General features: G+C 64.9%; 21 protein-coding genes and 4 pseudogenes. 9 read left to right on the plus strand and 16 right to left on the minus strand.

Features of this window, described 5'->3' with window-relative positions:
• Positions 1-558 (plus strand): annotated as a pseudogene (locus LX81_RS16510) (IS5 family transposase); the annotation flags it as partial.
• Positions 559-709: 151 nt separating this feature from the next.
• Here the strand turns inward: LX81_RS16510 and LX81_RS16515 are convergent.
• From LX81_RS16515 to LX81_RS16555, 10 genes and pseudogenes are all read right to left on the minus strand, one after another.
• Positions 710-2,440 carry a SulP family inorganic anion transporter gene (locus LX81_RS16515; protein ID WP_111538428.1) on the minus strand — a complete coding sequence of 577 codons (1,731 nt, stop codon included), beginning with the start codon at positions 2,438-2,440 and terminating at the stop codon, positions 710-712.
• A 160-nt stretch (positions 2,441-2,600) separates the two neighbouring features.
• Complete coding sequence (locus LX81_RS16520; RefSeq protein ID WP_111538429.1) at positions 2,601-3,260, minus strand: SOS response-associated peptidase; 660 nt, start codon at positions 3,258-3,260, stop codon at positions 2,601-2,603.
• A 3-nt stretch (positions 3,261-3,263) separates the two neighbouring features.
• Positions 3,264-3,893, minus strand: a complete 630-nt coding sequence (locus LX81_RS16525; RefSeq protein ID WP_234822660.1) for a recombinase family protein — start codon at positions 3,891-3,893, stop codon at positions 3,264-3,266.
• A 505-nt stretch (positions 3,894-4,398) separates the two neighbouring features.
• Positions 4,399-4,551 carry an undecaprenyl-diphosphate phosphatase gene (locus LX81_RS23340; protein ID WP_373280293.1) on the minus strand — a complete coding sequence of 51 codons (153 nt, stop codon included), beginning with the start codon at positions 4,549-4,551 and terminating at the stop codon, positions 4,399-4,401.
• A 104-nt stretch (positions 4,552-4,655) separates the two neighbouring features.
• Positions 4,656-5,213 (minus strand): annotated as a pseudogene (locus tag LX81_RS23345) (undecaprenyl-diphosphate phosphatase); the annotation flags it as partial.
• A gap of 103 nt (positions 5,214-5,316) precedes the next feature.
• Positions 5,317-6,138: a COG4705 family protein gene (locus LX81_RS16535; protein ID WP_111538430.1), complete on the minus strand. Its 822-nt coding sequence runs from the start codon at positions 6,136-6,138 to the stop codon at positions 5,317-5,319.
• A gap of 22 nt (positions 6,139-6,160) precedes the next feature.
• Positions 6,161-6,811, minus strand: coding sequence for a hypothetical protein (locus LX81_RS16540; protein ID WP_111538431.1), 651 nt, complete (start codon positions 6,809-6,811; stop codon positions 6,161-6,163).
• 175 nt (positions 6,812-6,986) lie between these two features.
• Positions 6,987-9,008, minus strand: coding sequence for a bifunctional DedA family/phosphatase PAP2 family protein (locus tag LX81_RS16545; RefSeq protein ID WP_111538432.1), 2,022 nt, complete (start codon positions 9,006-9,008; stop codon positions 6,987-6,989).
• 25 nt (positions 9,009-9,033) lie between these two features.
• On the minus strand, positions 9,034-9,672 hold the full coding sequence (locus tag LX81_RS16550; RefSeq protein ID WP_211322798.1) for a DedA family protein: 639 nt from the start codon (positions 9,670-9,672) through the stop codon (positions 9,034-9,036).
• 72 nt (positions 9,673-9,744) lie between these two features.
• Positions 9,745-10,557 (minus strand): COG4705 family protein, encoded by an 813-nt coding sequence (locus tag LX81_RS16555; protein WP_111538434.1) that lies wholly within the window; start codon positions 10,555-10,557, stop codon positions 9,745-9,747.
• Positions 10,558-10,743: 186 nt separating this feature from the next.
• Between LX81_RS16555 and LX81_RS16560 the strand changes: the two genes are divergently transcribed.
• From LX81_RS16560 to LX81_RS16570, 3 genes are all read left to right on the plus strand, one after another.
• Complete coding sequence (locus LX81_RS16560) at positions 10,744-11,127, plus strand: PepSY domain-containing protein (RefSeq protein ID WP_146259457.1); 384 nt, start codon at positions 10,744-10,746, stop codon at positions 11,125-11,127.
• Positions 11,128-11,195: 68 nt separating this feature from the next.
• Positions 11,196-11,870: a winged helix-turn-helix domain-containing protein gene (locus LX81_RS16565; protein WP_111538436.1), complete on the plus strand. Its 675-nt coding sequence runs from the start codon at positions 11,196-11,198 to the stop codon at positions 11,868-11,870.
• Positions 11,867-13,252, plus strand: a complete 1,386-nt coding sequence (locus tag LX81_RS16570) for a sensor histidine kinase (RefSeq protein WP_111538437.1) — start codon at positions 11,867-11,869, stop codon at positions 13,250-13,252. Before LX81_RS16565 ends, LX81_RS16570 begins: the two co-directional genes overlap by 4 nt.
• A gap of 72 nt (positions 13,253-13,324) precedes the next feature.
• Here LX81_RS16570 and LX81_RS16575 read toward each other — a convergent pair whose 3' ends face one another.
• Positions 13,325-13,624, minus strand: coding sequence for a hypothetical protein (locus LX81_RS16575; RefSeq protein WP_111538438.1), 300 nt, complete (start codon positions 13,622-13,624; stop codon positions 13,325-13,327).
• 324 nt (positions 13,625-13,948) lie between these two features.
• Here LX81_RS16575 and LX81_RS16580 point away from each other — a divergent pair.
• A pseudogene (locus tag LX81_RS16580) lies at positions 13,949-14,944 on the plus strand (IS5 family transposase); the annotation flags it as partial.
• Positions 14,945-15,015: 71 nt separating this feature from the next.
• Here the strand turns inward: LX81_RS16580 and LX81_RS16585 are convergent.
• The 5 genes and pseudogenes from LX81_RS16585 to LX81_RS16600 form a co-directional block, all read right to left on the minus strand.
• Positions 15,016-15,678 (minus strand): annotated as a pseudogene (locus LX81_RS16585) (IS6 family transposase).
• 47 nt (positions 15,679-15,725) lie between these two features.
• Positions 15,726-15,902 (minus strand): hypothetical protein, encoded by a 177-nt coding sequence (locus LX81_RS22310; protein WP_170133995.1) that lies wholly within the window; start codon positions 15,900-15,902, stop codon positions 15,726-15,728.
• Positions 15,899-17,530, minus strand: coding sequence for an ABC transporter ATP-binding protein (locus LX81_RS16590; protein ID WP_111538439.1), 1,632 nt, complete (start codon positions 17,528-17,530; stop codon positions 15,899-15,901). Before LX81_RS16590 ends, LX81_RS22310 begins: the two co-directional genes overlap by 4 nt.
• The gene (locus LX81_RS16595) at positions 17,527-18,270 is read right to left on the minus strand and encodes a glucosamine-6-phosphate deaminase (protein ID WP_111538440.1); all 744 of its coding nucleotides are present in this window, start codon (positions 18,268-18,270) and stop codon (positions 17,527-17,529) included. The genes LX81_RS16590 and LX81_RS16595 overlap by 4 nt, the downstream gene beginning before the upstream one ends.
• Positions 18,270-19,484, minus strand: a complete 1,215-nt coding sequence (locus LX81_RS16600; protein WP_111538441.1) for an ROK family transcriptional regulator — start codon at positions 19,482-19,484, stop codon at positions 18,270-18,272. The genes LX81_RS16595 and LX81_RS16600 overlap by 1 nt, the downstream gene beginning before the upstream one ends.
• A gap of 226 nt (positions 19,485-19,710) precedes the next feature.
• Between LX81_RS16600 and LX81_RS16605 the strand changes: the two genes are divergently transcribed.
• From LX81_RS16605 to LX81_RS16620, 4 genes are all read left to right on the plus strand, one after another.
• The gene (locus LX81_RS16605; protein ID WP_111538442.1) at positions 19,711-21,213 is read left to right on the plus strand and encodes an ABC transporter substrate-binding protein; all 1,503 of its coding nucleotides are present in this window, start codon (positions 19,711-19,713) and stop codon (positions 21,211-21,213) included.
• Positions 21,214-21,280: 67 nt separating this feature from the next.
• Positions 21,281-22,222, plus strand: coding sequence for an ABC transporter permease (locus LX81_RS16610; RefSeq protein ID WP_111538443.1), 942 nt, complete (start codon positions 21,281-21,283; stop codon positions 22,220-22,222).
• Positions 22,219-23,091: an ABC transporter permease gene (locus LX81_RS16615; RefSeq protein WP_170133996.1), complete on the plus strand. Its 873-nt coding sequence runs from the start codon at positions 22,219-22,221 to the stop codon at positions 23,089-23,091. The genes LX81_RS16610 and LX81_RS16615 overlap by 4 nt, the downstream gene beginning before the upstream one ends.
• A gap of 62 nt (positions 23,092-23,153) precedes the next feature.
• On the plus strand, positions 23,154-24,734 hold the full coding sequence (locus tag LX81_RS16620) for a gamma-glutamyltransferase family protein (protein ID WP_111538444.1): 1,581 nt from the start codon (positions 23,154-23,156) through the stop codon (positions 24,732-24,734).
• Positions 24,735-24,895 lie beyond the last annotated feature (161 nt).

Here is a 24,895-nt window from a genome sequence, read left to right on the forward strand (position 1 = left end):
GGCGGCCGAGGGCGCGGAACGGCAGACGATCATGATCGACGCAACTTATCTCAAGGCACATCGCACGGCTTCCAGCCTGCGGTTGAAAAAGGGGGCGTGGCAGGCTGATCGGACGGAGTTCGAGGATCAGGAGACGATCTAGTGGATCGTTTCCCCGAGGACGGCGGGATGAACACGAAGCTTCACGCCATCACCGACAGCATCGGGCGCCCGATACGGTTCTTCATCACAGCCGGACAAGTCAGCGACTATACCGGAGCCAGGGCTTTGGTGGGTAGTTTGCCGGCGGCCAACTGGCTGCTGGGAGATCGCGGATACGATGCCGACTGGTTCCGAGAAGACCTTATCGATAGGGGAATAACCCCCTGCATTCCGGGACGGAAGTCGCGCGACAAGCCGGTCCGATATGATAAACGCCGCTACAAGCGCCGCAGCAGGATCGAGATCATGTTCGGGCGCCTGAAGGACTGGCGCCGCGTCGCCACTCGCTACGATCGCTGCCCGAAGGTTTTCCTGTCAGCGATCGCCCTCGCAGCAACCGTCTTGTTCTGGCTCTAACTTAGTGATTCTGGAGCCTAACCCCTTCTGCGCAGATTGTTCTTCCGTTCGAACTGGTGAGGGGCTGTCATACCATCAATGCCATCTGGGCGCCGGACGAGGAGAGGGAAGCGAGGCGGATCCTCGAAATGGCGAGCGCCGTGCTTTGCGCCTACTCGGTCACCGTGGGCGGTGCGAGGCAGAGCTTGGACCCGTGCCCTGAAAGGAACGCAGCTGCCGCGGCGCCCACGGTGTCGAAATGCTCGAGTCGCGCGAAATGGCGCTGATCTGCCAGCGCCTCGGCCACGGGACGCTGAAGCGAGGCGAAGTAGATTTCGAGGTTCTTCTCCTCGATGCCGTCAAGCAATCTCGTCAGCATCCTCAGCCCCGTCGCATCCACCGCGGTCACCGCCCGCATGTCGAGGACGAGGCATTCCGCCTCAGGATGTTCGGCCACAATCCGCGTGACCTGCTCTTCGGCGTAGCCGGTGTTGCCGAAGTAGAGCGGGCGATCGATGCGGACGACCAGGAGGTGCCCGGTGTCCGCATCCACCCCGTCCCGCGTCACTGAGCGGTAGATCCCCTGCCCCGCGCTTGGGTCGGGCCCCTCACGCGTCACGCGCGGCACTGATGAGGTCCACAGAAAACTCATCACCCCCGAGACCGCCCCCGCCAGAAGTCCCCACTTCACCCCGAGGAAAAGCGTGGCGAGAAAGGTCGCCGCGATGACCCCGGTCTCCAGCCGGCTGTGAGCCGCAACCTCGCGGATGTCACTCCAGCGGATCAGTCCCGCCACCGCGCTGATGACAAGGGCCGAGAGCACCGTTACGGGAAGCTGCGACAGGAGCGCGCCCCCGAAAAGCGTCACCGGCAGCACGATCAGCGCCGCCATGGCCGAGGCCAGCGGAGAGTTCGTCCCCACGTCATGGACCAACGCCGAGCGCGAGAGACTCACGCCCGGCGCGTAGCCCCCCGTAACCCCGCAGGCGAGGCTGGCGATGCCGATGGCGGCCGCCTCCCCGTTGGACCGGACCGTCTGGCGGCGGCGGGCCGTCATGGATTTTACCACCGCGATGCCGGTAACGAAGACCACGATGGCCACGGTCAGGCTCGGCACCAGGAGGGCGATCCACACAGGGGGCGGCGCGAGGGGCAGGACCAGACCCGGCAGCGCCGCCTCGGGCACCGAAATGCGTGGTACCTGCGGCAGCGCCAGCGCGGCGAGCGAGGCCAGCAAGATCACCACGAGCGAAGCCGATTTCATCAGGGCAAGCCGCGCCGTGCCCGTTTGCCGCAGAACGAGCGCCACGCGCCGCATGATCGCCTCTCCCATCACGAAGCCCGCCAGCGCGCACAGTCCAAGGATCAGAGCCCACCAGTCGGGGCGCCCCGCCTCCCAGATCGCTATCAGCGCGTCTTGCAGAGTGCCCGACCGCTCCGCATCGATCCCCGCCAGACCGGGAAACTGGCTTCCGGCGATCAGGACAGCGGCCGCGGCGGTGAACCCCAAGAGCGCCGGCTCCGAGATGAAATTCACCAGCCGCCCCATGCGGAAGACCGCCAGCAGCGTGAGCATCGCCCCCGCCTCGATGGCGACGATACTTGCCGCCACGGCCGGGTCGATGTCGATATCCACCAGCGCCCCCGCGACGAGCAGCGAGGCCAGCGCCACCGGACCCATGGAGACCGAGGCGCTCTGTCCGATGAGCGCGTAAACGAGCGGCGCGACCATCGCCGTGGTCAGGCCCATGCCAGGAGAAAGGCCCGCAAGCTGCGCGTAGGCCATGGCCTGCGGGACAAGGAGGACCGAGAGGACAGCGCCCGCAAGAGCGTCGCGTCCCAAGGCGGCAGCATTGTATTCCAAGAGCCAGGGCGGGGCGAGATCGCTTGGGGCAAAGCGCATGGCGGGTCCGTGGCGTTCCTCTGCCCGGGGTACGTTCCAAGCCGCAGCGTCTCCCGAAGGAATGGAAAGGCTGCTCCTCCCTCAGACCTTCGGGCCCGACGTAGCGAACGTCAACTCTCCGTCCTTCCTGTCATTCGCGGCAATGCCGCAATGACGCCTCCTACCCCCCTTCCCCGTCCCGTCTCTCGCCTTCCGCGACGATCTCTAGAGCGCCCTCGGGCAGCGGCCGCTGCAGCGCCTTCGCCTCGTCGAACGGGGCCGTCAGCCACGTCTCCCATTCGTCGGGCTCGGTGAGGATCACCGGCATGGCCTTTGGATGGACGGCGCCTACGGTTTCATTCGCCTCCGTGGTCAGGAACCCGTAGAGGTCGGCCGTCACCTCGCCTTCCTTCACCTTCCGCACGCTCGTCCATTCGGTCCAGATGCCGGCGAAGAAGGTCAGCGGCCGATCCTCGTTCTGGGCGAACCAGACCGGGGTGCGGCTCTTGTCCTTTTCCACGCGGTATTCGGAGAAGCTCGTGAAGGGCACGAGGCAGCGATGCTCTGGCCCCAGCCAGCGCCGCCAATGCGACGAGCCGAGATTGCGGACGTTCGTCACGCCGGGATCGGTCTTGCGGTTCTTCAATGCGAACTTGGGAGACGGCATCCCCCAGCGCATCATGACGAGCTCGCGGCCCTCCTCGCCCTGGCGCACCACCGGGGCGGACTGGTCGGGGAAGATGGCCGGCAGCGAGGGCAGGTTGCCGATGCGGTCCGTCATGGCCCCGACGATCTCGCGGATCGCCGCCTGGCCCTTGGTCAGCGAATACAGGTTGCAGATGGCTCAGGTCTCCTTGGTTCTGGCATTAACCTTGCCATACCCATCGCGGATGCGCTGCACTGTCATGCGGCTGGTGCCGAACCGTCGCGCCAGGTCGGAGATCGCCTCGCCTTTCCGAAGCCCGGCCGCGATCTCGGCGCGGCGCTCTGGGTCGAGGGCCGGCGGCCGGCCGAGCCGCTTGCCCTGCGCGCGGGCGCGGTCGATCCCGGCCCTGGCCCGCTCGATCGGCAGCTCGCGCTCGAACTGCGCGACCACGTTGAGGATGTTCGTCGTCATCCGCCCCGCGGCGCTGGTGAGGTCCGCCTCGCCGAGGTCGAGGCTCCGCACCCGCACCGACATCTCCCCCAGGCGCGCGATCGTCGCCATCACATCCATGGCGTTGCGGCCCAGCCGGTCCATCTTGGTGACCACCAGCATGTCGCCGGGTTCGAGCCGGTCGACGAGCCGCGCGAAGCCCGGCCGCTTTATCGCCTCGACACTGCCCGAGACGGTCTCGGCCATGACGCGGTACTCCTCCACCGCGATCCCGGCGGCAGCGATCTGCTGCTTCTGGGTCTCGGTAGTCTGACCGGCGGTCGAGACCCGGAGGTAGGCGAAAGTGCGCGGCACGGCGGCCCGAAACCCCCCGATCATTATGGGCATGTCCGTAACGCATCAGGGGCATAGTTTGGGGCAGCGTTCAAGGTGGGTGTCTGGAACCGGTGATTTTGCCGCCGCGGCCCGCACCTTCGCCTACCTCCGCATCGCCGTCGCAGGGAGCGAGGTCGAAGAGCGTTGTTACAGGAAGGCTGGACAGGATTCACAGCACAAGCCTGATAACGTAGCTGGGCGGCATGTCGAAGCCTGCCCCGCCCCGCTGCCACACCCCGAACTGGTCCGCCTACAATGCCTCGCTGCGAGAGCACGGGTCACTGACGGTCTACGACCCATCGACGTATTGGCATCCAACACTTCCTGATTTAGGGCAGCCGATCTCCAGCGACGCCGCGATCCAAGCGTCCCTTTCACTTCATGTGCGCCCCATCGGGCGCCTGAAAGTTTGCCGTGCCATGACCTTCTTGCGGTTCCCTTTGCCGTCTTGCAGATCTTCGACTCCACAAACACTCCGTCGAAAGCGGACGGCGGGCTCTGGACTGCTTCAGGCCAGACTCCCGATGTATGCGAATGCGAGCAGAAGCCCCCCAAACAGCAGCCTGTAGACCGCGAAAATCTTAAAGCGATGGGTTTGGATATATCCCAAGAGCCACTTGACCGCGACGAACGCCGTGATCGTCGAGACGCCGAAGGCGATGCCGAGCGCCGTCCAGTCCGTCTAACCTGTCCCACGCGGATCTCGGACAGCAGTTCGTAGCCGCTGGCCGCGTAAATCTTTGGAATGCCGACGAGGAATGCGAACTCCGTCGCGGCTGCTCGGTTCGTCGTGCCTGCGAGCATTGCCGCAAAGATCGTCGCGGCCGACCCGGACGTGCCAGGAAAGACCCCGGCCACGATCTGCGCAAAGCCAACGATCACGGCCACCCGCCATGTGACATGACTGCTATCGTCCCGGGGTGCGGCCATGCCTTCCGCTGCGAGCATCCAGACACCGCCGATGACAAGCGCTCATGCGACGGGGCGGAATTCGGTCGGCAGTTCGAAACCAGGCTTCTTGACGATGAGCCCGAGCGCCGCCGTGATAAAGAAGGCCACCCCCAGCTTGACGAGATAGTCGCGGCTTGCGGGATCGCGCCAGCTCGTCATCAGGCTGACGATCCGTCGCCAGTAGATCATCGTAACGGCAAGGATTGTTCCAGCCTGGATGACGATGTTGAAGGTATCGGATCGACCGCCGAACCAATGCTCGACGATGATCAGGTGTCCGGTACTTGAGATTGGCAGGAATTCAGTGATCCCCTCAATAACCCCGAGGAACGGCGAACGCGAAACGGGATCAGGCGCGGCGAAGGTCGTCATGATTTCTGCGGTCCGATGGAGTAGAGGAGATCGGGGCTTTCGATTAAAAGCCGGTTCATCAGGAAAAACCGGGGGCTTCCTTCGAAGGCCCCCGGTACGCGGGTCACGCGGAACGGACGAGTGTCTCTTCCTGTCCGCGATGGGTGGCCGAGAGCCAGGCCACGATGGAGACGATGACGGCGAGGAAAATGGCGCTCGTGACGATGGTCCCGAGGCCGAGCCCCCCGTAATCCTTCGGCTGCGAGAGAAGGTCGCCGAAAGACGCGCCGAGGGGCCGGGTGAAGATGTAGGCGATCCAGAAGGCCCAGATCCCGTCGAGCCGGAGCAGGTAGTACCCCGCCGTGATCGACGCGATGATCATACCGAACAGGATCCCGGTCGCCATGTAGCCGAGGCCGAACTGTTCGGCGACGAGATCGCCGGCGGCGGTGCCGAGGGCGAAGGTGAAGAGGATGGCGAGCCAGTAGAACGCTTCTCTCCGGGTGGTCTTGATCTCGTGGATCGAAAGCGTGCGCTCGGCGGCGTACCAGATCGTGAAGGTCGCGCCGAGTGCCAGGGTGAAGCCAATCGTGCAGGTAATGAGCGAGACGCCGAGATTATCCACGAGGTTGTCAGTGACGAGCGTGCCGACGACGGAGATCAGCACTACCGCAAGCCAGTATGACCAGGCGACATAGCGCTTCTGACGGAACTGCAGCACCAGGGCCGCAACAAGGATCGCGGCCATCATCAGTGACGTTGCCGTCAGTCCAAGACCCAGGTTGACCGCCAGGAAATCGGCGGCGGTCTCGCCCATGGTCACGGCCATCAGCTTGATAAGCCAGAACTCAACGGTGACCGCGGGCACGCGGTTCGGACCGAGGGCCGAAGCCGCATAGTCCGCCTTAATGAAGAGCGCGGCGGCGACGCCGGAAATGTTGGTCATGATCGTATCCTCCTTTTGGGGATCAATTGGCCAACAGGGCGAGGCCCTGGGCAAGAAAGGCGTCGGCGCGGATGTCGTCGTCGGCATTGCACCGTTCGGTGCCCTTGGACTGAAGCTCGGTGGCCTTGGCACGGTCGGCATCCGAGAGGTTGGAGGCCGCGAGCTTGGTGCGGAACGTGTCGAGCATGACTTCGCAGGGCAGCGGGTGGCCGGAACTGTCCGTGACCGCGATGCGCGCGACGGTTCCCGCCTGTTGTGTCGGACCCGTGGCCGCGGCGGGATCGGCAAGCGTCGTCTGCAACGTAGCGAGGGTCGCATCGACCTTGCCCCGGTCCGGGTTCGGCGCGCGCAGAGCCGCGAGCGCGTCGTCGATAGCTGTATCGACGCTGCCCCATTCTGCCGTGCTGACTGGCCGCAGCTTCGGCTCCGCGTCGTCCCAGGCGGTCTCGAGATCGGCGATCCGGGTCTTGGCCGCGGCGAGGTCGCCCGACGAGGCGATCGATTGGACATCCGTAGTGATCGTCTCGAAGGGCGTCATGTCGCCAAGGGGTGGGCCGGCCTTGGCGATTGAGCTCGCGGTCGTCTGAGAGGGCGGTGCAAGGACGGGGTAGGCGGTCGCGAACACCGCGACGGGAACGGCGACCAGGACGACGCTGAGAAGGAGATTTTTCATGACGGGTGTTCCGCGAATGGTGGGCCATCAGGCGCAGGGTTTGCAGTGGCGTGATCTTGAGGCGCGGTAAATACGGCGAGCTGTCGGTCATGTTACAAAGATGCAATCGACCGAGGCGGGATCGGGGCGCGTCGCGAGGCCACGGCGATCACCCCCTTCGGCTGCGACCCGATTGCTAGTCCGGTACGGACACGGATGTCGCCGCCAGACCTCCTTGCGAAAGAGCAGCAACCACACCGGACGTGGACGTCGCGGCCCCGCTCGATGCCTCGTCATCCGGGATCAATCCCGCGAGGGGAGCTTCGCGGACTAGGGTCGCGACCCAGATGGTTCGTCGGTCCGGGAACCGGAAGCGGCTCGGCCACAGGCGAAGATGCAGGCGAGGCTCGACGGCTTCGGTTTCCGTCGGCCCGACGAATCCGAGCGTATTGGGCATGCCGTGCCAGAAGGTTGGTACGATAGCCGGATCCGTCGGTGAACTGTCCATCAGGTCGGACCAGATGGCTCCGAATAGCGTGCCGAGGTTGGGTCGCGGGACCGGGATCCACCCCGCCTCCTGTAGAGCCGTGGTGATCTGATCCGAAGTTTCCGCCGCGATCGTCATGTAGATGGAAGCCCGGGGGGCGCCGAATAGATCAAACGTCTTCCCCGGAGCGTGTCCGTCCGCAAAGGGTGCTGCAAGAGATGCCGATAGTTCGGTGCGGGTAGGTTGGGGCGGCCTGTTGAGCGCCGGGTGGGAGAGTGTCGTCGCAAGACCTGCGGCCAATAGCACGGATGCCCCGACTGCCCATGCGGCAAGCCCGCTCCGCATGTTCCGCATGTTCCGCATGGATTGGACAGGCCAGCGTAAGCGCAATCCTTCGGCACCGGCAATTCCAAGGATCAGCCAAAGGGCGCCGACGAGCCAGCCGCTCATGACGTCGGAGAGATAATGCTCGATCAGGTAGAGGCGGCTCGCCCCGATCGATCCTGCGATGGCGAGCCCCGCAAGCGCGGCGAACTCCCCCGGCAACACTCGCGTGCGCCAGGCAACGTAGACGAGCATGCCCAGGATCGCGACGGAAGATGCGGCATGGCCGCTCGGAAAACTGCCGGAGGTCTCGGCAAAGACGCCGAGGGGGGATCGCGGCCGGTCAAAGACGTGCTTGAGGAGCGTCACGGTGATCTGGTTGCCGAGAACCGCGATCCAGAGGCCCGCGATCAATGCGGGACGGCGCCGAAGGACAAGGGCGACGCTGGCACCGACGACGAGCACGCTCCAGACTTTCCATCCGCCGAAGGCGGTGATCCAGGCGAAGACCGATACCAGATGCGGGTCGCGGACCGCATACAGCAAGTTCGCCAACCGCATGTCGGTGTCGGTCACCGCGGGAGCTGTGAGATAGTCGAACACGCCGTCGAGATAGACGGCGAGAACTGTTCCGAAAAAGAGAACTAGCGCTGTCGCCGGAAGCCCGGAGAAGCGGTCCGGGGCGAGACGCGCGGCCAGGACGGCTGTCATCTTCGGATGGCGAAATCGCCAGGAGCCGACGACGGGTCGTTGCGATAATCCCTGCCAGCTGGCCCGGCCGATCTCAGCGAGCGCTGGCATGGCGCGGCGCAGACGGTTGGACAGGAACCGGACGAGCACCAGAACGGCGAGGATCGTTACACCGGCGGCAAGGATCCAAGGCGTGGCCCCGCCGACGATTGCGAGCAGCCGTCCGGAGAAGTATCCGATCGCCGGGAGCCCGAAGGCATAGGGGGCCGCGCTCGCGACGTTCCAGACCAGGAAACGGCGCGGCGCCATGCCGGCGAGCGCGGCCGAGAACGGCACGAAGGCGGAGAGCGGACCCAGGAACCGCCCGATCATCATGGCGAACCCCCCGTAGCGGACCAGCAGGTCCGCGGCACGACGCGTATGAGTCGACGCGGCTCCTCCGCCGCGCCGTGCCATGCCGAGCGCCGCGAGACGGCCCAGTCGGAAACTGACCTCGCTGCCGAGGACGGTTCCGGCCAGGACGAACCATCCTAGGTCGAAGAAGTCGATGACGCCACGCTGCACGAGAATGCCGCCGGCGATGACGGCCAGCGCGCCGGGGACGGCAACGCCGGTGAAGATGATCGCCTCGAGCATGGCAAAGAGGGCGAGAATCCAGTAGGTCCAGACCCCCATTGATTGAAGCGATGGAATGAGCTGGTCGAGGGAATGGGGCATGCAGTGGACGTGTCCTACGAAGGCATCAGGCGTCGGGAGGGTCGATGCGATCGCGGGGCCTCCGTCGTCTCGCCGAAAGGATCGCCATGACGGCGCAGAAAGTCAGCAAATCCGTGGCTGCGATCACATCCCACCTCCAGTCGATCCAGGAGAAGACGTCGATCGAGTGCCCGAGCAGGGTTCCGATGCCGAGGAAAATCACTGCATAGGTGAATCCACCGATCGCTTTTAAAAAGACAAACCGCTTGCGGGACATCTGCGAAAGTCCGGCGACGACGGGTATTACGGGCCGTAGCGGCCCGACAAAATGTCCGACCAAGACGCTGAGCGGCCCGAACCTGTCGAACATTCGCCGCGCGCGGGCGAGATTGGCCTCCGACAGTACCCGACCTTCCGGGCGCGACAGCCTGCTTGCCCGTGCGCCGATGACGTAGCTGATTTCGGCGCCCAGGATGGTTCCGATCGCCACGACCAAGATCATGTCGCCGAAATCGTAGAGGCCGTGGGAAACCAGCACGCCACCCAACACGACGATCACGGAGCCCGGTGCGAAGAGGCTGGTCACCGCGACCGCTTCGAGCATTGCGAGCAGGCCGATCGCCCAGTATCCCCAGAGCCCGAGGGACTGGAACGAGGGGAGCCAGTCGTTCACCGCCGCCTGCATCTTGCATTCCATCCAACTGCGACAAGGCTGGGCGTGATCCCGAGGGCCCACGCCCCGCGTCAGCGTCCGAGCTTATTCCGGAATCCTGACGGGTTCCGAACTGCCGCGGCGCGTCGATATAAACAGCACGATGCCGAGGGCCGCGAGCGTCACAAGAGACGCCCATTCGCGCGGCAGGTTCAAGCCGCCGCTGTTTAGAGGCTTGGTCAGGAAGTCGCCGAACGTCGCGCCGAAGGGCCGGGTGAAGATGAAGGCGATCCAGAAAAGCAGGACGGCATTGATCTTCGTCGTGTAGTGCAGCGCCAGGACCACGCCGATGATCGCGGCGGTAATGAGCGCGCCCTGGATATAGCTGAGCGACAGGTTGTCGGTGAGGAAGTCACCGAACGCGGTGCCGAGGGAGTTGGAGAACACGACCGCGACCCAGAACAGGGTCTCGACGCGGCGCTTGGTGATCGGCTCGACAGACAGGTGTCCGTGGCGTGCCTTCCAGACCGCGAGCGTTGCGGCAAGACCGATGACGAGGACGATGGAGCCCCAGATGTAGCCGAAGCCGAGAGACCGGTCCATAAGATCGGAAACTTCCGTCCCGGCCGTCGTAGTGGCGATGATGGTAAGCCAGAAGAGGCTCGGGGAGTAGTCCGTCGAACGTATCTTGGCCCAGAGGATGACGGCAAGGAAGGCAAAGGTGATCGCAAAGCTGACATAGTAACCGAGGTTCAGGGTCATCGACAGGAAGTCTCCGGTCGTCTCTCCGAGCGTTGTGGCGAGCACCTTCATGATCCAGAAGGCAATGGTGACCTGAGCCACGCGGTTGAGGGTGTCGGGCAGGCCGCTTGACGCGGTGCAGTCGGGCTCTGCGGGATCGTAAGTTGCGTCGGACATTGGAGTGTCTCCGGAGGTAAAGCGGCGCGCGGGATTGCGGTAGGTTCCGAATGCCGCACCGGTCCGACACGATCCTGCCGGGGCGATTGCAAATTTGTAATCTCGCCGACAGGCGCGGGTCGGCGATGGCACGCACCTTGGGGTCGGAGGACGGCATGATGCCTGTCCCGATCCAAGGAGACGACGATGAGAATGACGAAATCCCGGCTTGGCGCGGCGGCGCTGCTCTCGATGGGCCTCGTGGCCGGCGCCGCATCGGCGCAATCGACCACCGATACGCGGACTGATGACCAGATGGAGGTTGAGGCTTTGATGTCGTCGCAGATAACACTTGGTGATGCCGTCTCCGCCGCTGAATCCGACAGTGGCGGCACCGCGGTGAGCGCCGAGTTCACGATGGAAACGGACGACGATACGCCGGTCTTCGTGGTCGAGGTCGCCAAGTCCGACGGGACCACGAGCGAGCTGGCCGTGGCCTCCGACGGGACCGTCAGTCCCTATGCCGAGCCCGATGACAACGGGCACGAGAACGGCGAGGATATGGAGGAAAGCGACGACGACGATACCTGAGATGGCTCGAAATCCTCTACGGCGGCGCGATCAGGCGCCGCCGGGACCACCATGAGATAACTGTTCGAATGAAGATACTGGTCATCGAGGACGACAGGACAACCGGCGAGTACATCGCCGATGGTTTGCGTCAGGAGGGGCATTCCGTCGATCTGATCGGTGACGGTGCCGACGGCCTCATCCAGGCCCGTGTCGGGACCTACGACATATTGATCGTCGACCGCATGTTGCCTGGCGTCGACGGTGTGTCGATCGTCAAGACGCTGCGCGGCGCGAAGACGCGCACGCCGGTCCTGTTCCTGACGGCGCTCGGCGGGGTTGACGACCGGATCGAAGGGCTGAACGCGGGTGCCGACGATTACTTGGTCAAGCCCTTCGCCTTCGGCGAGCTCAGCGCCCGCATCGCGGCAATCGGGCGCCGTCCGCAGATGTCAGAGGAGATCACGGTCCTGCGGGCGGGCGATCTGGAGATGAACCTGCTGACCCGGAAGGTGACACGCGCCGGGCAGGCGATCGATCTTCTCCCTCGGGAGTTCGCCCTTCTCGAGCACCTCCTGCGTCGAAAAGGCCGGGTACAGACCCGCACCATGCTCCTCGAAGCGGTCTGGGACATTCATTTCGATCCGCAGACGAACGTGGTCGAGACCCATGTGAGCCGGCTGCGCGCAAAGGTCGACCGGCCCTTCGACCGCGACCTGATCGAGACACTGCGCGGTTCGGGCTACAGGATCAACGCGGAATGAAGTCCAGGTCGGGGCCGTCGCCGTGGCGTTCGACGCCCATGCGGCTGACGGTGCTCTTGATCGCGATTTTCAGCGTGTCGTCGCTGACGAGCTTCGGGATCGCCTATTGGGTGATCCGCAGCAACTTCGACACGATCCTAAAGGCACAGGTGCACCAGGCGATCGTAAGCTACGAGACGATGTCCGAGACCGAAGGATTGCGGGAACGGCTCGTTGCAGATGCCGGTGCAACCGACCCTGCGACGATGGCGCTGGTCTATGTCGCCGACGACGGAACGCGGATCGCCAACGTGGTGACGTTTCCGTCGATCGATGGGTACACGATCGTGCCGGAGCAAGCCGTCACAGCCAGAGGTGGCGAGATAGCCGACAGCTATTTGGCGCTGGATGCGCGGGTGGGCGACGGTCGGCTGATCGTCGCCCTGACCCGCGAACAGGTCATCGAGATGGGTGAAATCTTCAGCACCGTTTTCCTGGTAAGTCTACTGCCGACCCTCGCTATCGCATCCGTAACGGGGCTTCTGACAGCCGGGCGGGCACGGGACCGGATCGAAGGCATTCGGCAGGTCCTCGGACGTCTGACCGATGGCAATCTGAGTGCGCGGGCCCATGTTGCAGGGAGCGGACGCGAGGATCTCGACGAGATCGCGCTCGACGTGAACGCGATGGCGCAAGCGCAGGAAGCGCAGGTTTCATCCCTGAAGCAGATCTCGGCCGATATCGCCCACGATCTCAAGACACCGATCCAGCGCGTAGCGGTCCATCTGGATCGGCTCGAGAAGACGTCGCTCGACGCAGACCAACGAATGATTGTCGCCCGCGCGCTCGACGAGACGGACCGGATCGTCAAGACGTTCCAGTCGCTCTTGCAGATCGCCCAGATCGAAGGGGGCCATGTGCGGGAACGTTTCACGCCAGTGTCACTGCGCGCCATCGTGGAAGATATGGTGGACGTGTTCGGTCCTGCGGCGGAGGAGAGTGGTCACGGCTTGACGCTCGAACTGTCCGGCCCGGAGGCGTTCGGTATCGCGGGCGACCGACAACTTCTGAGCCAGGTTCTGGCCAACCTGATCGAGAATGCTCTGCGCCACGTCCCCGCAGGGGGGCATGTCGCGGTCGGATTGACCCGCATCGCCGGGCGTGTCGAACTATCGGTGCGCGACGACGGGCCGGGTATTCCCGATCATGAACGCGGGAACGTCCTGCGCCGACTCTATCGTCTCGAACGCAGCCGGACCAGTGAGGGCAACGGTCTCGGCCTCGCGCTGGTCGCGGCGATCTGCGAGTTGCACGGCGCGGAACTGGCGTTGACAGACAATGTGCCGGGGCTGGCCGTCGTCATGACCTTCCCCGCGCCGAGTAAACCGTCGGGAAAGACGTAAACAGGTGCGGTGGGACTGCCTGCGGCGACCGCGGTGCATACGCACTCGCCGCAAGCTTCACCGATCGGACGATCACTGGTTGATAATTTCTTCGATCCGGTTCGTGCTTTCGCTGTCGTCTCGTCCTAGGAGCCCCTGGATCTCGGCAAGCTGATTGGCGGACAGGGTCTCGACCTCCACTTCGATGCCGCGGGCGGCAAGTTGGTCCCCGATGCTTTTCTGAAGCTGGGTCTCCGATTGTTCGTCCATCGTCGGATCCGCGCTCTGGGCGGCGGCCGGCAGTGCCGTCGCGAGGGTCATCGCCGTCATCGCGGCGGTGCCGAGTCCGAACAGGATGGCTCGCATGGTCCGCTTCGTCGTCGTCGGTGTCATGGCATGTGTCTCCTTTGGTGTCCGGCGGATCGAGATGATCGGCGCCTAAGACACCAGCTACTTCCGGGCTTCGCTCACGACCTGTCAGCGCATATACAATTTTGTATTGGGCGATACCGTCGTCCGCGACGGGCCGGGGATCGCGTGCCGCCCCCTCTTCGACCGCGTGATGCGAGGCAGGGCGCTATACCGATAATCAATGTCGGCGTCAGGAAGCCGACAGCTTCGTCATAGAAATGAGGCCCGGGATGAGTTCGCATGGGCCTTGTGGCGCAAAGCCTGCCTGGGATTCACATCACGAGTCCAGCGACATATCTGAGCGGCATGTCCAAACCTGCGCCCACCCGCTATCGCACCCTGAACTGGTCCAGCTACAACGCATCGCTGCGAGAGCGGGGGTCGCTGAGCGTATGGTTCGACCCGGACATGGACTGGCATGCGGCACCGTCGGGCGAGCGCGGCCGTCAGCAGACTTTCTCGGACGCGGCGATCCAAGCGTGCCTGACCATCAAGGTGCTGTTCGGCCTGCCGCTTCGCCAGACAACGGGCTTCGTGGCGAGCCTGCTGCGGCTTGCGGGCCTCGATTGGCCAGTGCCGGACTTCTCGACGCTGTGCCGGCGCCAAAAGACCCTTGCCGTGCAACTGCCCTATCGGGGATCGGGTGGGCCGCTGTATCTCCTGATCGACAATTAGGCATTGACCGCCATTGGTCCGAGGACAATGCCGAATGGTATCAAAGTCCGGGGCGAAGGGGAGTGGCATGCACGCAAGCATGGCGGGGCCAAGCGCCGCGTGTGGCGCAAGGTGCGCTTGGCGGTGGACGAGGCGACGGTGGAAGTCCGAGCCGTCGAAATCACCGGGAGCGGCATCGGCGACGCGCCATTCGTCGGGGTATCGATCCACTGGATCGATCCCTGTTCCTCTCCATTGCCCGGCCTGCTGTCGCAGATCCCCGCGGGCGAGCCGATCGCGTCGGTGACCGCCGACGGCGCCTATGATGGCCGCGCCTGCCGCGACGCCATCGCGTCCCGGGGCGCCGAGGCGATCATCCCGCCGCGTCGCGACGCGCAGCCCTGGAAGAAAGACAGCCTTGGAGCTGCACCGAGGAACGAGGCCCTGCGCGCCATCAAACGCTTCGGTCGGACGCTCTGGAGAAGGTGGTCCGGCTACCACCGTCGAAGCCGCGTCGAGACCAAGATGAACTGCATGAAGCTTCTCCGCCAAAGGCTCGCCGCCCGAGACTTCGACCGCCAGACCGCCGAGCTCCACGTCCGCATCGCCATCCTCAACCGCTTCACCTCACTCGGCATGGCATTGTCAGGTTGTTTTGCGGCCTCGGACAAGGTGCCGCCGGCAACCGCTCACGCGGACAGATCGATCGTGCAAGCTGCTCAGATGTGGAACGCATCCTGTCTTGCGTGGTGGTAGGAGCGGGCGGAAAGACGATGGCGGCGTGGGCGGAAGATGGCAGCTGTCTGATCATGGACCGACAGGAACCGCTGAGCATGGCGGGGTGACTTGAACCGGCCCATGATCTTCTCCCGTCGGCGGGTGTGCCGGTGCTATGCTTCCGCCGCGTTGTCGATTCCCTTGTGTCGACGGTGCTCGAAGCCGAGGGCGAGTTTCACCTTCGCGGTAGAGTAGGATTCGAGCTTGTCGGTCACCATCACCCTTGGGAGACCCCATCGCTTGAAGAGCTTGCGCATGAAGCGCCTGGCGGCTGAGGTGTCGCGGCGCGACTGCACGAGGATGTCCAGAACATCGCCGTTCGCGTCCACCGCCCGCCAGAGCCAATGCCTGACGCCGTTGATCTTGAGGGCGACCTCGTCGAGATGCCACTTGTCAGCAGGCCCGGGCCGATCGCGCCGGATCTTCGCGGCGATCTGCGTCCCGAACCTTGCGACTCAGACCCGGATCGTCTCGTAGGAAACGACGACCCCGCGCTCCGCGAGCAGGTCCTCGACATCGCGAAGGCTCAAGGCGAAGCGGTGATACGCCCAGACGGCGTAGCCGATGACGGTTCGCGAAAAGCGATGCCCCTTGGCGCGAGAGATCGTCGAGGTTCAGCGTACAGGCGAGCTACCGGGCATCCAAGAGGCCATCAACCTGACAATGCTTGCGCCCTGCATTGGCCGAGATCGAGGCGACGGACCTCTTTCGCGAACGCGTCGCGATGGGCCGCGGTCGGGCTGTAGACGCCCGTGACCTCGACGTTCCGAACGCCGATCAACGCTTTCAGGTGAAACCCGGTGATGAAGCCAATACGTAAGGGGGTCATCCGGATCTCCCGTCGGACAAGGCGCCGGTGCCGGGGATCGCCGACAGCAAGGCGCGGGTATATTCCTGTCGGGGATGGGCGAAGATCTCGGCCGCGGGCCCGATCTCGACGATCTCACCCCGCTGCATGACCGCGACGCGGTCGCAGATCTGCGCCGCCACCTGCAAGTCGTGCGTGATGAAAAGGATGGCGAGGTCCAGCTTCCGCTTCAGATCCTCCAGCAAGTCGAGCACCTGCGCCTGAACGGTGACGTCGAGGGCCGAGACCGCCTCGTCGGCCACCAGGACCTGTGGCTCGAGAGCCAAGGCGCGGGCGATGCCGATCCTCTGTCGCTGGCCGCCGGAGAACTCGTGCGGCAGACGGTCGGCCGACCGCGGATCGATGCCCACGAGGTCCAGAAGCCGCCGGGCGTCGGACATTGCCGTCTCGCGCGGGACGCCGGCGGCTATCGGGCCATCGGCGATGGCCTGACCGACGCGGCGCTGCGGATTAAGCGATCCGAAGGGGTCCTGGAACACCATCTGGATCCGACGCCGTCCCTCGCGCAGTCGCGCACCCTGCAGCGTGGCCAGGTCGTCGCCGAAAAGACGCACCCGGCCCGCGTCGGGCGTCTCGATCCGGGTCACCAGGCGCGCGATCGTCGACTTGCCCGATCCGCTTTCCCCCACCAGCCCCAGGGTCTCCCCGCGATGCAGGTCGAAGGAGACGCCGCGGACGGCGCGGATCTCGCGCTTCGGGGCAAAGAGCCCCCGGCTCAGGCGGAACGTCTTCTGTAGGCTCTCAACGGACAGGACCGTCTCCGTCGCAGGCTTCGGCCGTTTGGGCGGCACGCCCTTGGGCACGGCCGCCAGCAGCGCCCGCGTATAGGGGTGGCGCGCGGCCTCCAGGACTTCGGAGGCCGTTCCCTGTTCGACGACGACCCCCTTCTCCAGGACCAGGACCCGGTCGGCGATATCGTGCACGACCCCGAAATCGTGGGTAATGAAGATGACCGCCATGCCGCGGCGATCCTGGATTTCCCGGATGAGGGCTAGGATCCGGGCCTGCGTCGTCACGTCGAGCGCCGTGGTCGGTTCGTCGGCGATGAGGAGCGCCGGCTCGAGCGCCAGTGCCATCGCGATCACCGCGCGCTGTCGCTGTCCGCCGGAGAGCTGATGGGGGAAGGCCCGGAGCATCCGTTCCGGGTCGGGAAGCTTGACCTCGCGCGCCAGATCGAGGACGCGCTTGCGCCGTTCTGCGGGCGTGAGCAGGCCGTGAGCCTCGAACACCTCCGCGATCTGGTCGCCGATCCGGAGCGACGGATTCAGCGCGGTCAGCGGTTCCTGGAAAATCATGCCGATCCGGCGTCCGCGATAGTCCCGCTGCATGTGCCGCGACAGCCGGAGGAGGTCGGTTCCCTCGAAATCGGTCTCGCCGCCATCGAGGGTCACGGCCCTCGGCAGGAGGCCGATCAGCGCCTGTGCCGCGAGCGACTTGCCGGAACCGCTCTCGCCCACGATGCAGAGGATCTCGCCGGCCTTGAGATCGAAGGACAGATCCTCAAGCGCATGGCGCCTGTCGGCCCCCGCCGGCAGGCGCAGGGAGAGGTGGCGGACCGACAGGACGCGGTGATCGGCTGTTTGCGTCATGCGAGCTCCCCGGACCACGCCGTTCCCGACCGCGAAAGGCGCGATGCCGCCGCAGGATCCGCGATGATCGTGACATCGAGATGCCGGCGCAGGAAGCTCGCGGGGCAGGATGGCGTCATCGGTCCGTTCAGGGCGGCGGCCAGGGCCGCGGCCTTGGTCTCGCCCGTGGCCACGAGCACGATCGACCGCGCCTCCAGGATCGTGGCGATCCCCATGGTGACGGCCTGATGTGGCACGTCCCGATCGTGGAACTGCGCCGCGTTGGCAAGGCGTGTCTCGGCGCTGAGATCGACCGTCCGGGTTCGGCTCGCGACTGTCGAGCCGGGCTCGTTGAACCCGATATGGCCGTTCACACCGATCCCGAGGAGTTGCAGGTCGAGGCCGCCCGCCGCCACGATCCGCGCTTCGTACTCCGCCGCGGCGCCGTCGCGGACGTCGGGGAAATGCACGCGGTCGCCCGGAATTCCCGCCGGACCGAACAGTTGCTCCGCCATGAAGGTACGGAAGCTCGCCGGGTGATCGGAGGGGAGATCGCGATATTCGTCGAGATTGAACGTCGTGGCCCGCGCGAGGCTCACCCCGGAGGAGCGAAGCGCCCGGTATACGCCAATCATCGTGCGGCCGGTCGCGAGCCCCAGGTTAGCGGCGGGCCTGTCCTCTAGCACGGCCGCGACCCTCCTCGCGCAGGCCTCCTCGGCGGCCAGCGCGGAGGGATGCAGTTCGAGCGCGGGTCCGGTCATCACGCCACCTCGCCCGCTTCGCCGCCCGCGCGCTGCCGCACAAGCCCGGAATCGCCATCCGCCTCGAAAAGTTCGTTCCAGAGGTTCTCCGAGCCTTCCGCGAGCGTCCCCAAAAGACCCGCCCGGCTCCCGAGCTGGCTGATCGTGATCGACGGCGGTGCGGGCATGCAGCCCGCGACGGCCATCCTCACACGGCTCAGCACTTCCTGGCGCGAACCGATGCTGCCACCCAGGATGACGCGGGCCGGATCGACGACCGCGCAGACCGCGAGGATCGCTGCACCCACGCATCGCGCCACCTCGTCGAGGACCCGCGCGGCGCGATGATCGTCCTCGGAGAGACGGTCGATGATCCGCCGTACGTCGAGATCCCGTTCACCACCCAGGGCCTCGTAGCGGTCCTTGATCGCGGCGCTTCCGACGGCGGTCTCCAATGCGCCGGAGCGGAAGGTGCGGCTGTCATACGGATCGGCCCCCACCGGCAGGGTCGCGATCTCGCCCGCAGCACCGCGGGCCCCCGACAGGATGCGGTTCTCGTTGATGACGCCCATGCCGATCCCGGTGCCGAGGGCGATGAAGGCGAAGGAGGAAAGACCCGCTCCCGCACCGCGCCACTGCTCGCCCTTGGCGGCCATGTTGACGTCGTTGCCGATGCTGACGGAGAAGCCGAGCCGCGCCTCGAGACGATCGCGGATCGCCGAGCCTTCGAGACCCTCGATGTTCGGGACCATCATCAATCTGCCGGTCGCGGCATCGAAGGCGCCCGGAAGCCCGATCGTCCCGGCGAGGATCCGTGACCGCCCCACATCCGCCTCGCGGGCAAGGTCGTCGGCCAGGTCTGCGATCTGGGCGACGACGAAATCACCGCCGGACGGTTCCGTCGCGACCACGGTCTCGGCGACGATCTCGCCCGTCATGTCGACCAGCGCGGCCCGGATCTTGGTGCCGCCGACATCGGCGCCGAACACCAGGGCACGCTGCGGCGCCACACTGTAGACCATGGCGCTGCGCCCGACCTTTCCCTGACGACGGCCCGAGACCTGCACCCACCCGTCTTCTTCCAGCTCGCGGAATACCTCCGACATCGTCGGTTTAGACACTCCGGTGATCCGGGCGAGCTCTGCACGCGAGATCGGTCCGCGCAACAGAATTTCGCGGAGCACCCTGCGCAGCGTGTTCTGGCGCATCATCGCCACCGAGGAGAAGTCAGTCATAAATTGCACGTCGATTTGGTTTCAGGATCTAACTAAATGGAACCACATCCCGTTCGGCAAGCCCAAAAACTCGTCTTTCCTTCGATATTATTCGGAGAATACAGAAAAATAGGGCCGCATTAGTTCAACCCGTTTACAAATATGTGACTTCATGCTTCGATCCGACCAAGGTGGAAGGGCACGTCAAGGATAGAGGCCCACGGACCGACCCACAGGAGGGAGTGCAATGCGAGTTACCAACGAGATCATGGCGCTGGCCACGTTTGCAATTATGGCGTCTTCCGGCGCGATGGCCCAGACGCTTCGTGTCGGCCTGCAGGACGACCCCGATTCGCTCGATCCCGCGACCGGTGGCACCTATGCCGGGCGGATCGTCTTCGATGCCCTGTGCGACAAGCTCGTCGATATCGACGCAAACCTGCAGATCGTCCCGCAACTCGCGACGGAGTGGAGCTGGAACGAGGATCAGACCGCACTGACGATGAAACTGCGCGAGGGCGTGACCTTCCACGACGGCGAGACGTTCGACGCGGAGGCGGTCAAGGCGAATATCGAGCGCATGCAGACGATGGGGGAGTCCCGCCGCAAGAGCGAGCTCTCGCCGATCGCCTCTGTCGAGGCGACGGATGCGACGACGGTCGTGTTCACGTTGGAGCAGTCCTTCGCGCCGCTTCTGTCGATCCTGACGGACCGGGCCGGCATGATGGTCTCGCCCGCCGCCGCAACCTCCGCCGACGCCTTCGCGGAGAACCCGGCATGTTCGGGCCCGTTCGAATTCGCCTCGCGGCAATCACGCGACAATATCAAGCTGACGCGGTTCGAGGATTACTGGAACGCGGACGAGATCTCCTACGACGAGGTCGAGTACGACATCGTTCCCGATGCCACGGTAAGGCTCGCGCGGCTGCAGGCGGGCGATCTCGAGGTGGCGGAGCGGATGGCGCCGACCGACCTCGCCGCGATCCGTGACGATGCGGGCCTCGCGCTCCATACCGCTCCGGGCCTCGCCGTGTCCCACCTCTTCGTCAATCTCGGCGAGAATGGCGGTGATCTCGCCGCCTCGCCGGATCTGCGGCACGCGCTCGAACTCTCCATCGATCGCAGCGTCATCAATCAGGTGGCCTTCAGTGGTGAATTCACCGCCGACAACCAAATGATCCCGCCCTCATCGGACTATCACAGCGACGCGGTGCCGATGCCCGAACGCGACGTCGAGCGGGCACAGGAGCTGATCGAGCAATCCGGCATTCCAAGCCCCACTATCGAGATTACGTTCGAGAACTCGACCACCGATGCCCGCGTCGCTCAGATCATCCAGCAGATGGCGAGCGAGGCCGGCTTCGCCGTCGAATTGTTGCCGCTCGAGACCTCCTCGGCGATCGAGCGCTATCTCAACGGGAACTTCGAGCTCTATATCGGCAACTGGTCCGGACGCGCGGATCCCGATCCCACGCTGACCACCTTCTTCGGCAGCGAGGGAAGCCAGAACCTGAACGGCTACCGCAGCGAGGAGATGGACGCGGCGTTGGAGGAGGGACGGACCTCGCTGGAAGCCGAGGCCCGGAAGGCGGCCTACGACGAGGTCGCGCAGATCTACCTCGAAGACCTGCCGACGATCCCGCTTTATCATCCGACCTGGTTCTACGGATCGCAAGCCGGCATCGAGGGGATCGAGATCTACCCCGACGGCATCCTGCGCCTCACCGGCGTCAAACCGACCGCGAACTGAGCCTAGCGCATCCGGCGCCCCCGATCCGGGGCGCCACCACCTTGTTTCGGAACCGACCGACCCCTCCATGACCCGCCTGATCCTCAACCGACTACTCGTGGCCATCCCGACCCTTCTGCTGGTCTCGATCTTCGTTTTCGGGCTTCTAAAGCTCTTGCCGGGCGATCCTGTTCTGGCCCTCGCGGGTGAAGAGCGCGATCCTCAGGTGATTGAGATGCTGCGGGACAAGTATGGCCTGAACCAATCATTGCCGGTCCAATACATCCGATGGCTCGGTGGCATTCTCCAGGGCGATTTCGGCCTGTCCATCCGCACGCGCCTGCCGATCGGGGAAATGCTTCTAGAACGGCTGCCGGTGACCCTCCAGCTATCGTTTCAGGCGCTGATCATCGCTCTCGTCATCGGCATTCCCGCGGGTGTCTTCGCCGCAATCTGGCGCCGCTCGCCACTCGACTGGATGATCACCAGCATCGGCCTCGCCGGTCTCTCGATCCCAAGCTTCTGGCTCGGGATCATGCTGATCCTCTGGTTCGCCGTCGGACTTGGCTGGTTGCCCTCAGGCGGTTATGCCGGATTCTTCAGTGCGCCAATCGAGAATCTGCGAACGACCCTGTTGCCGAGCCTCGTGCTCGGGACGGCTGCGGCGGCGATCGTCATGCGCCACACCCGCAGCTCGATGATCACAGCGCTCAAGTCCGATTACGTCCGTACCGCCCGGGCCAAGGGACTACGTGAAGGGATCATCGTACGCCGCCATGTCTTGCGGAACGCCCTTATCCCCGTTGTCACAACGGTGACCTTACACTTCGGAGAGTTGTTGTCAGGGGCCGTCCTGACAGAGCAGGTCTTCGGTATTCCCGGCTTTGGCAAGATGATCGTCGATGGTGTCTTCAGCCGTGACTACGCGGTCGTACAAGCTGTCGTCATGGTGTCCGCGGTGATGTTCGTGACGATGAGCCTGATCGCCGACATTGCCTATGTCATCCTGAGCCCGAGGCTAAGGACATGAACACCGCAACGGACATGTCCGGTCCCCGCCGCCGTTCCGGGACGAGCATGGCCCTGCGGCGGGCCTTGACCCAGCCCGGCGTCAAGATCGGCGGCACCATCGTCGTCTTTTTCGTTCTGGTGGCGATCCTCGCTCCCCTGATCGCTCCGTATGGTCCGACCGAACCCGACTGGATGGCGATCCGGCAGCCGCCGTCCGCCGCGCACTGGTTCGGGACCGACGACCTCGGCCGCGACGTGTTGTCACGCGTGATTTACGGCGCCCGATCCTCGCTCGCGGCCGGGATCACCGCAGCCGTGATCGCATTGGTCTTCGGCGTTCCACTCGGTCTCATCGCCGGTTATTTCGGCGGTCTCGTCGACATGGTGATCTCGCGCTGCACCGACGCGCTCCTCGCATGCCCATTTCTGGTGCTCGCGATCGCTCTGGCCGCGTTCCTCGGACCCAGCCTGCAGAACGCGATGATCGCCATCGGCATCTCCGCCATGCCGATCTTCATCCGCCTGACCCGTGGGCAGGTCATTTCGGTGAAGCAAGAGGATTACGTCACTGCGGTTCGCGCACAGGGCTTAGGCGACGGCGCGATCATCATCTCCCACATTCTGCCGAACGTCGTGGCCCCGATAGTCGTTCAGATGACGATCACAATGGCCGTCGCCGTGCTGGCAGAGGCGAGTCTCGCGTTTCTTGGCCTGGGCCAACGACCGCCGGCGCCATCCTGGGGCTCCATGCTCGACATCGCGCGGCAATTCCTCGTCGAGGCGCCGTGGATGGCGGTCTGGCCCGGCCTCGCCATCGTTGTCATCGTCCTAGGGTTCAATCTGCTCGGCGACGGCCTGAACGACGCGTTGAACCCGCGTGATGATTGAGGCGAGGCGCCCAGGCGGGGTCGTTACACCCGGTCGGACGCCTTCCCGGGGGGGCGGGACCCATGCGTAACTTCCATCGGCCCGGCCGATCCGTCGCGATGGGGTGCCACGGGGCCGCGGCGACGTCGCACCAGCAGGCGACCCTGATCGCGGCTGAGGTCCTGAGAAACGGCGGAGCAGCGACCGACGCAGCCGTCGCCGCTGCGGCGTTGCTGGGAGTGATCGAGCCGAACAGCACGGGCATTGGCGGCGACAGTTTCGCGCTCGTCTGGCAGGCGGACGAGGGCAAACTCTACGGCGTGAACGGGTCGGGTCACGCTCCCGAGGGCCTCTCGACCGAATGGCTTCTCGGTCAGGGCGTCGGCCGAATTTCCGAGGACAGCGTGCACAGTGTCCTTGTTCCGGGCGCGTTGCGTTGCTGGGAAACGCTCCTCGCCCGCTTCGGTCGCCACAGCCTCACGGACATGCTCGCGCCCGCAATCTCCTCGGCGGAAGGGGGTTTTCCCGTCGCAGAGCGCATTGCCCATGACTGGGCGTTCCACGGCCATCGGCTGGACCGTCACGACGAAAGCCGCCGTGTTCTCCTGCATGGCGGATCTCCACCGGCGCCCGGCACGGTGATCCGCTTCCCGAAGCTCGCGCGGACATTGCGACAAGTGGCTGAGGGGGGCGCCGACGCTTTCTATACCGGCGATGTCGCTACCGCGATGGTCGCGACGCTCGGCGGCCTAGGAGGCCGCCATTCGGTCGACGATTTCGCGTCGTGGCGGCCGCAATTCGTCACTCCCGTCACGACCCGCTACCGAGATGTCGACGTGCATCAGATCCCGCCGAACGGGCAGGGGATCATGGTCTCGATCATGCTGAACGTGCTCGAAGGCTTCGATCACGCCGCCCTCGATCCCCTGGGGGCGGACCGCTTCCATCTCCAGATCGAGGCCTATCGTTTGGCCGCCGCCGCGCGGAACGAATATATCGCCGATCCCGACCACGCTGAGGTTCCTGTCGCCGAACTCATCTCCCCAAGTTACGCTGATGCCCTGCGCGACCGTATTGACCCGCGTCGGGCGATGATGGGCGCGATGGTCGAACCCATAGGTCCGACCGACACCATCTACCTGACGACGGCGGATGCCGAGGGGAACATGTGCTCCTTTATCTCCTCGATTTCGGCGGCATTCGGCTCGGCGATCCTTTGTCCGCGCACGGGCGTCCTTTTCCAGAACCGCGGTTCCGGATTCGTGGTCGAACCGGGACATCGGAACGCCGTTGCGCCGCGCAAGCGGTCGCTGCACACGATCATTCCGGGCTTCGCCACGCGCGTCGGCGCGCCGTGGCTGTCCTTTGGAGTCATGCACGGGCTTTACCAGCCTGTAGGCCAGGTTCAGGTGCTGCAGAACATTCTCGATTTTGGCATGGACGTGCAGGAGGCGATCAACGCCCCCCGCGGACTGCGCGACGCATCCGCCTTCCACGCGGAGACGGCCATCCCGGAGGCGACGATGCTGGAACTTCTCCGGCGCGGCCATCCCGTCTCCGTCGCCTCCGAGCCCTGGGGAGGCGCTCAAGCTATCCTGTCGTGCAATGGGGTTTTCTTTGCAGGATCCGATCCACGGAAGGATGGAGCAGCGGCGGCCTGGTAAAGCCCACCTCCGTAAAGCCTGACACCTCTTGTGCGATCTTCCGACAGGCTCGACTTAAAACCTTGCTCGACATCTTGGTCTTGCCCCTGTTTCACCGGACACTCAGGCGGTTGCGGTTTGAGCGGCGATGAATTCGCGAGGCGAGCGCATTTTCAGCCCTG

It is taken from the genome of Palleronia aestuarii (genome assembly GCF_003253995.1).
GTDB classification, from domain to species: Bacteria; Pseudomonadota; Alphaproteobacteria; order Rhodobacterales; family Rhodobacteraceae; genus Palleronia; species Palleronia aestuarii.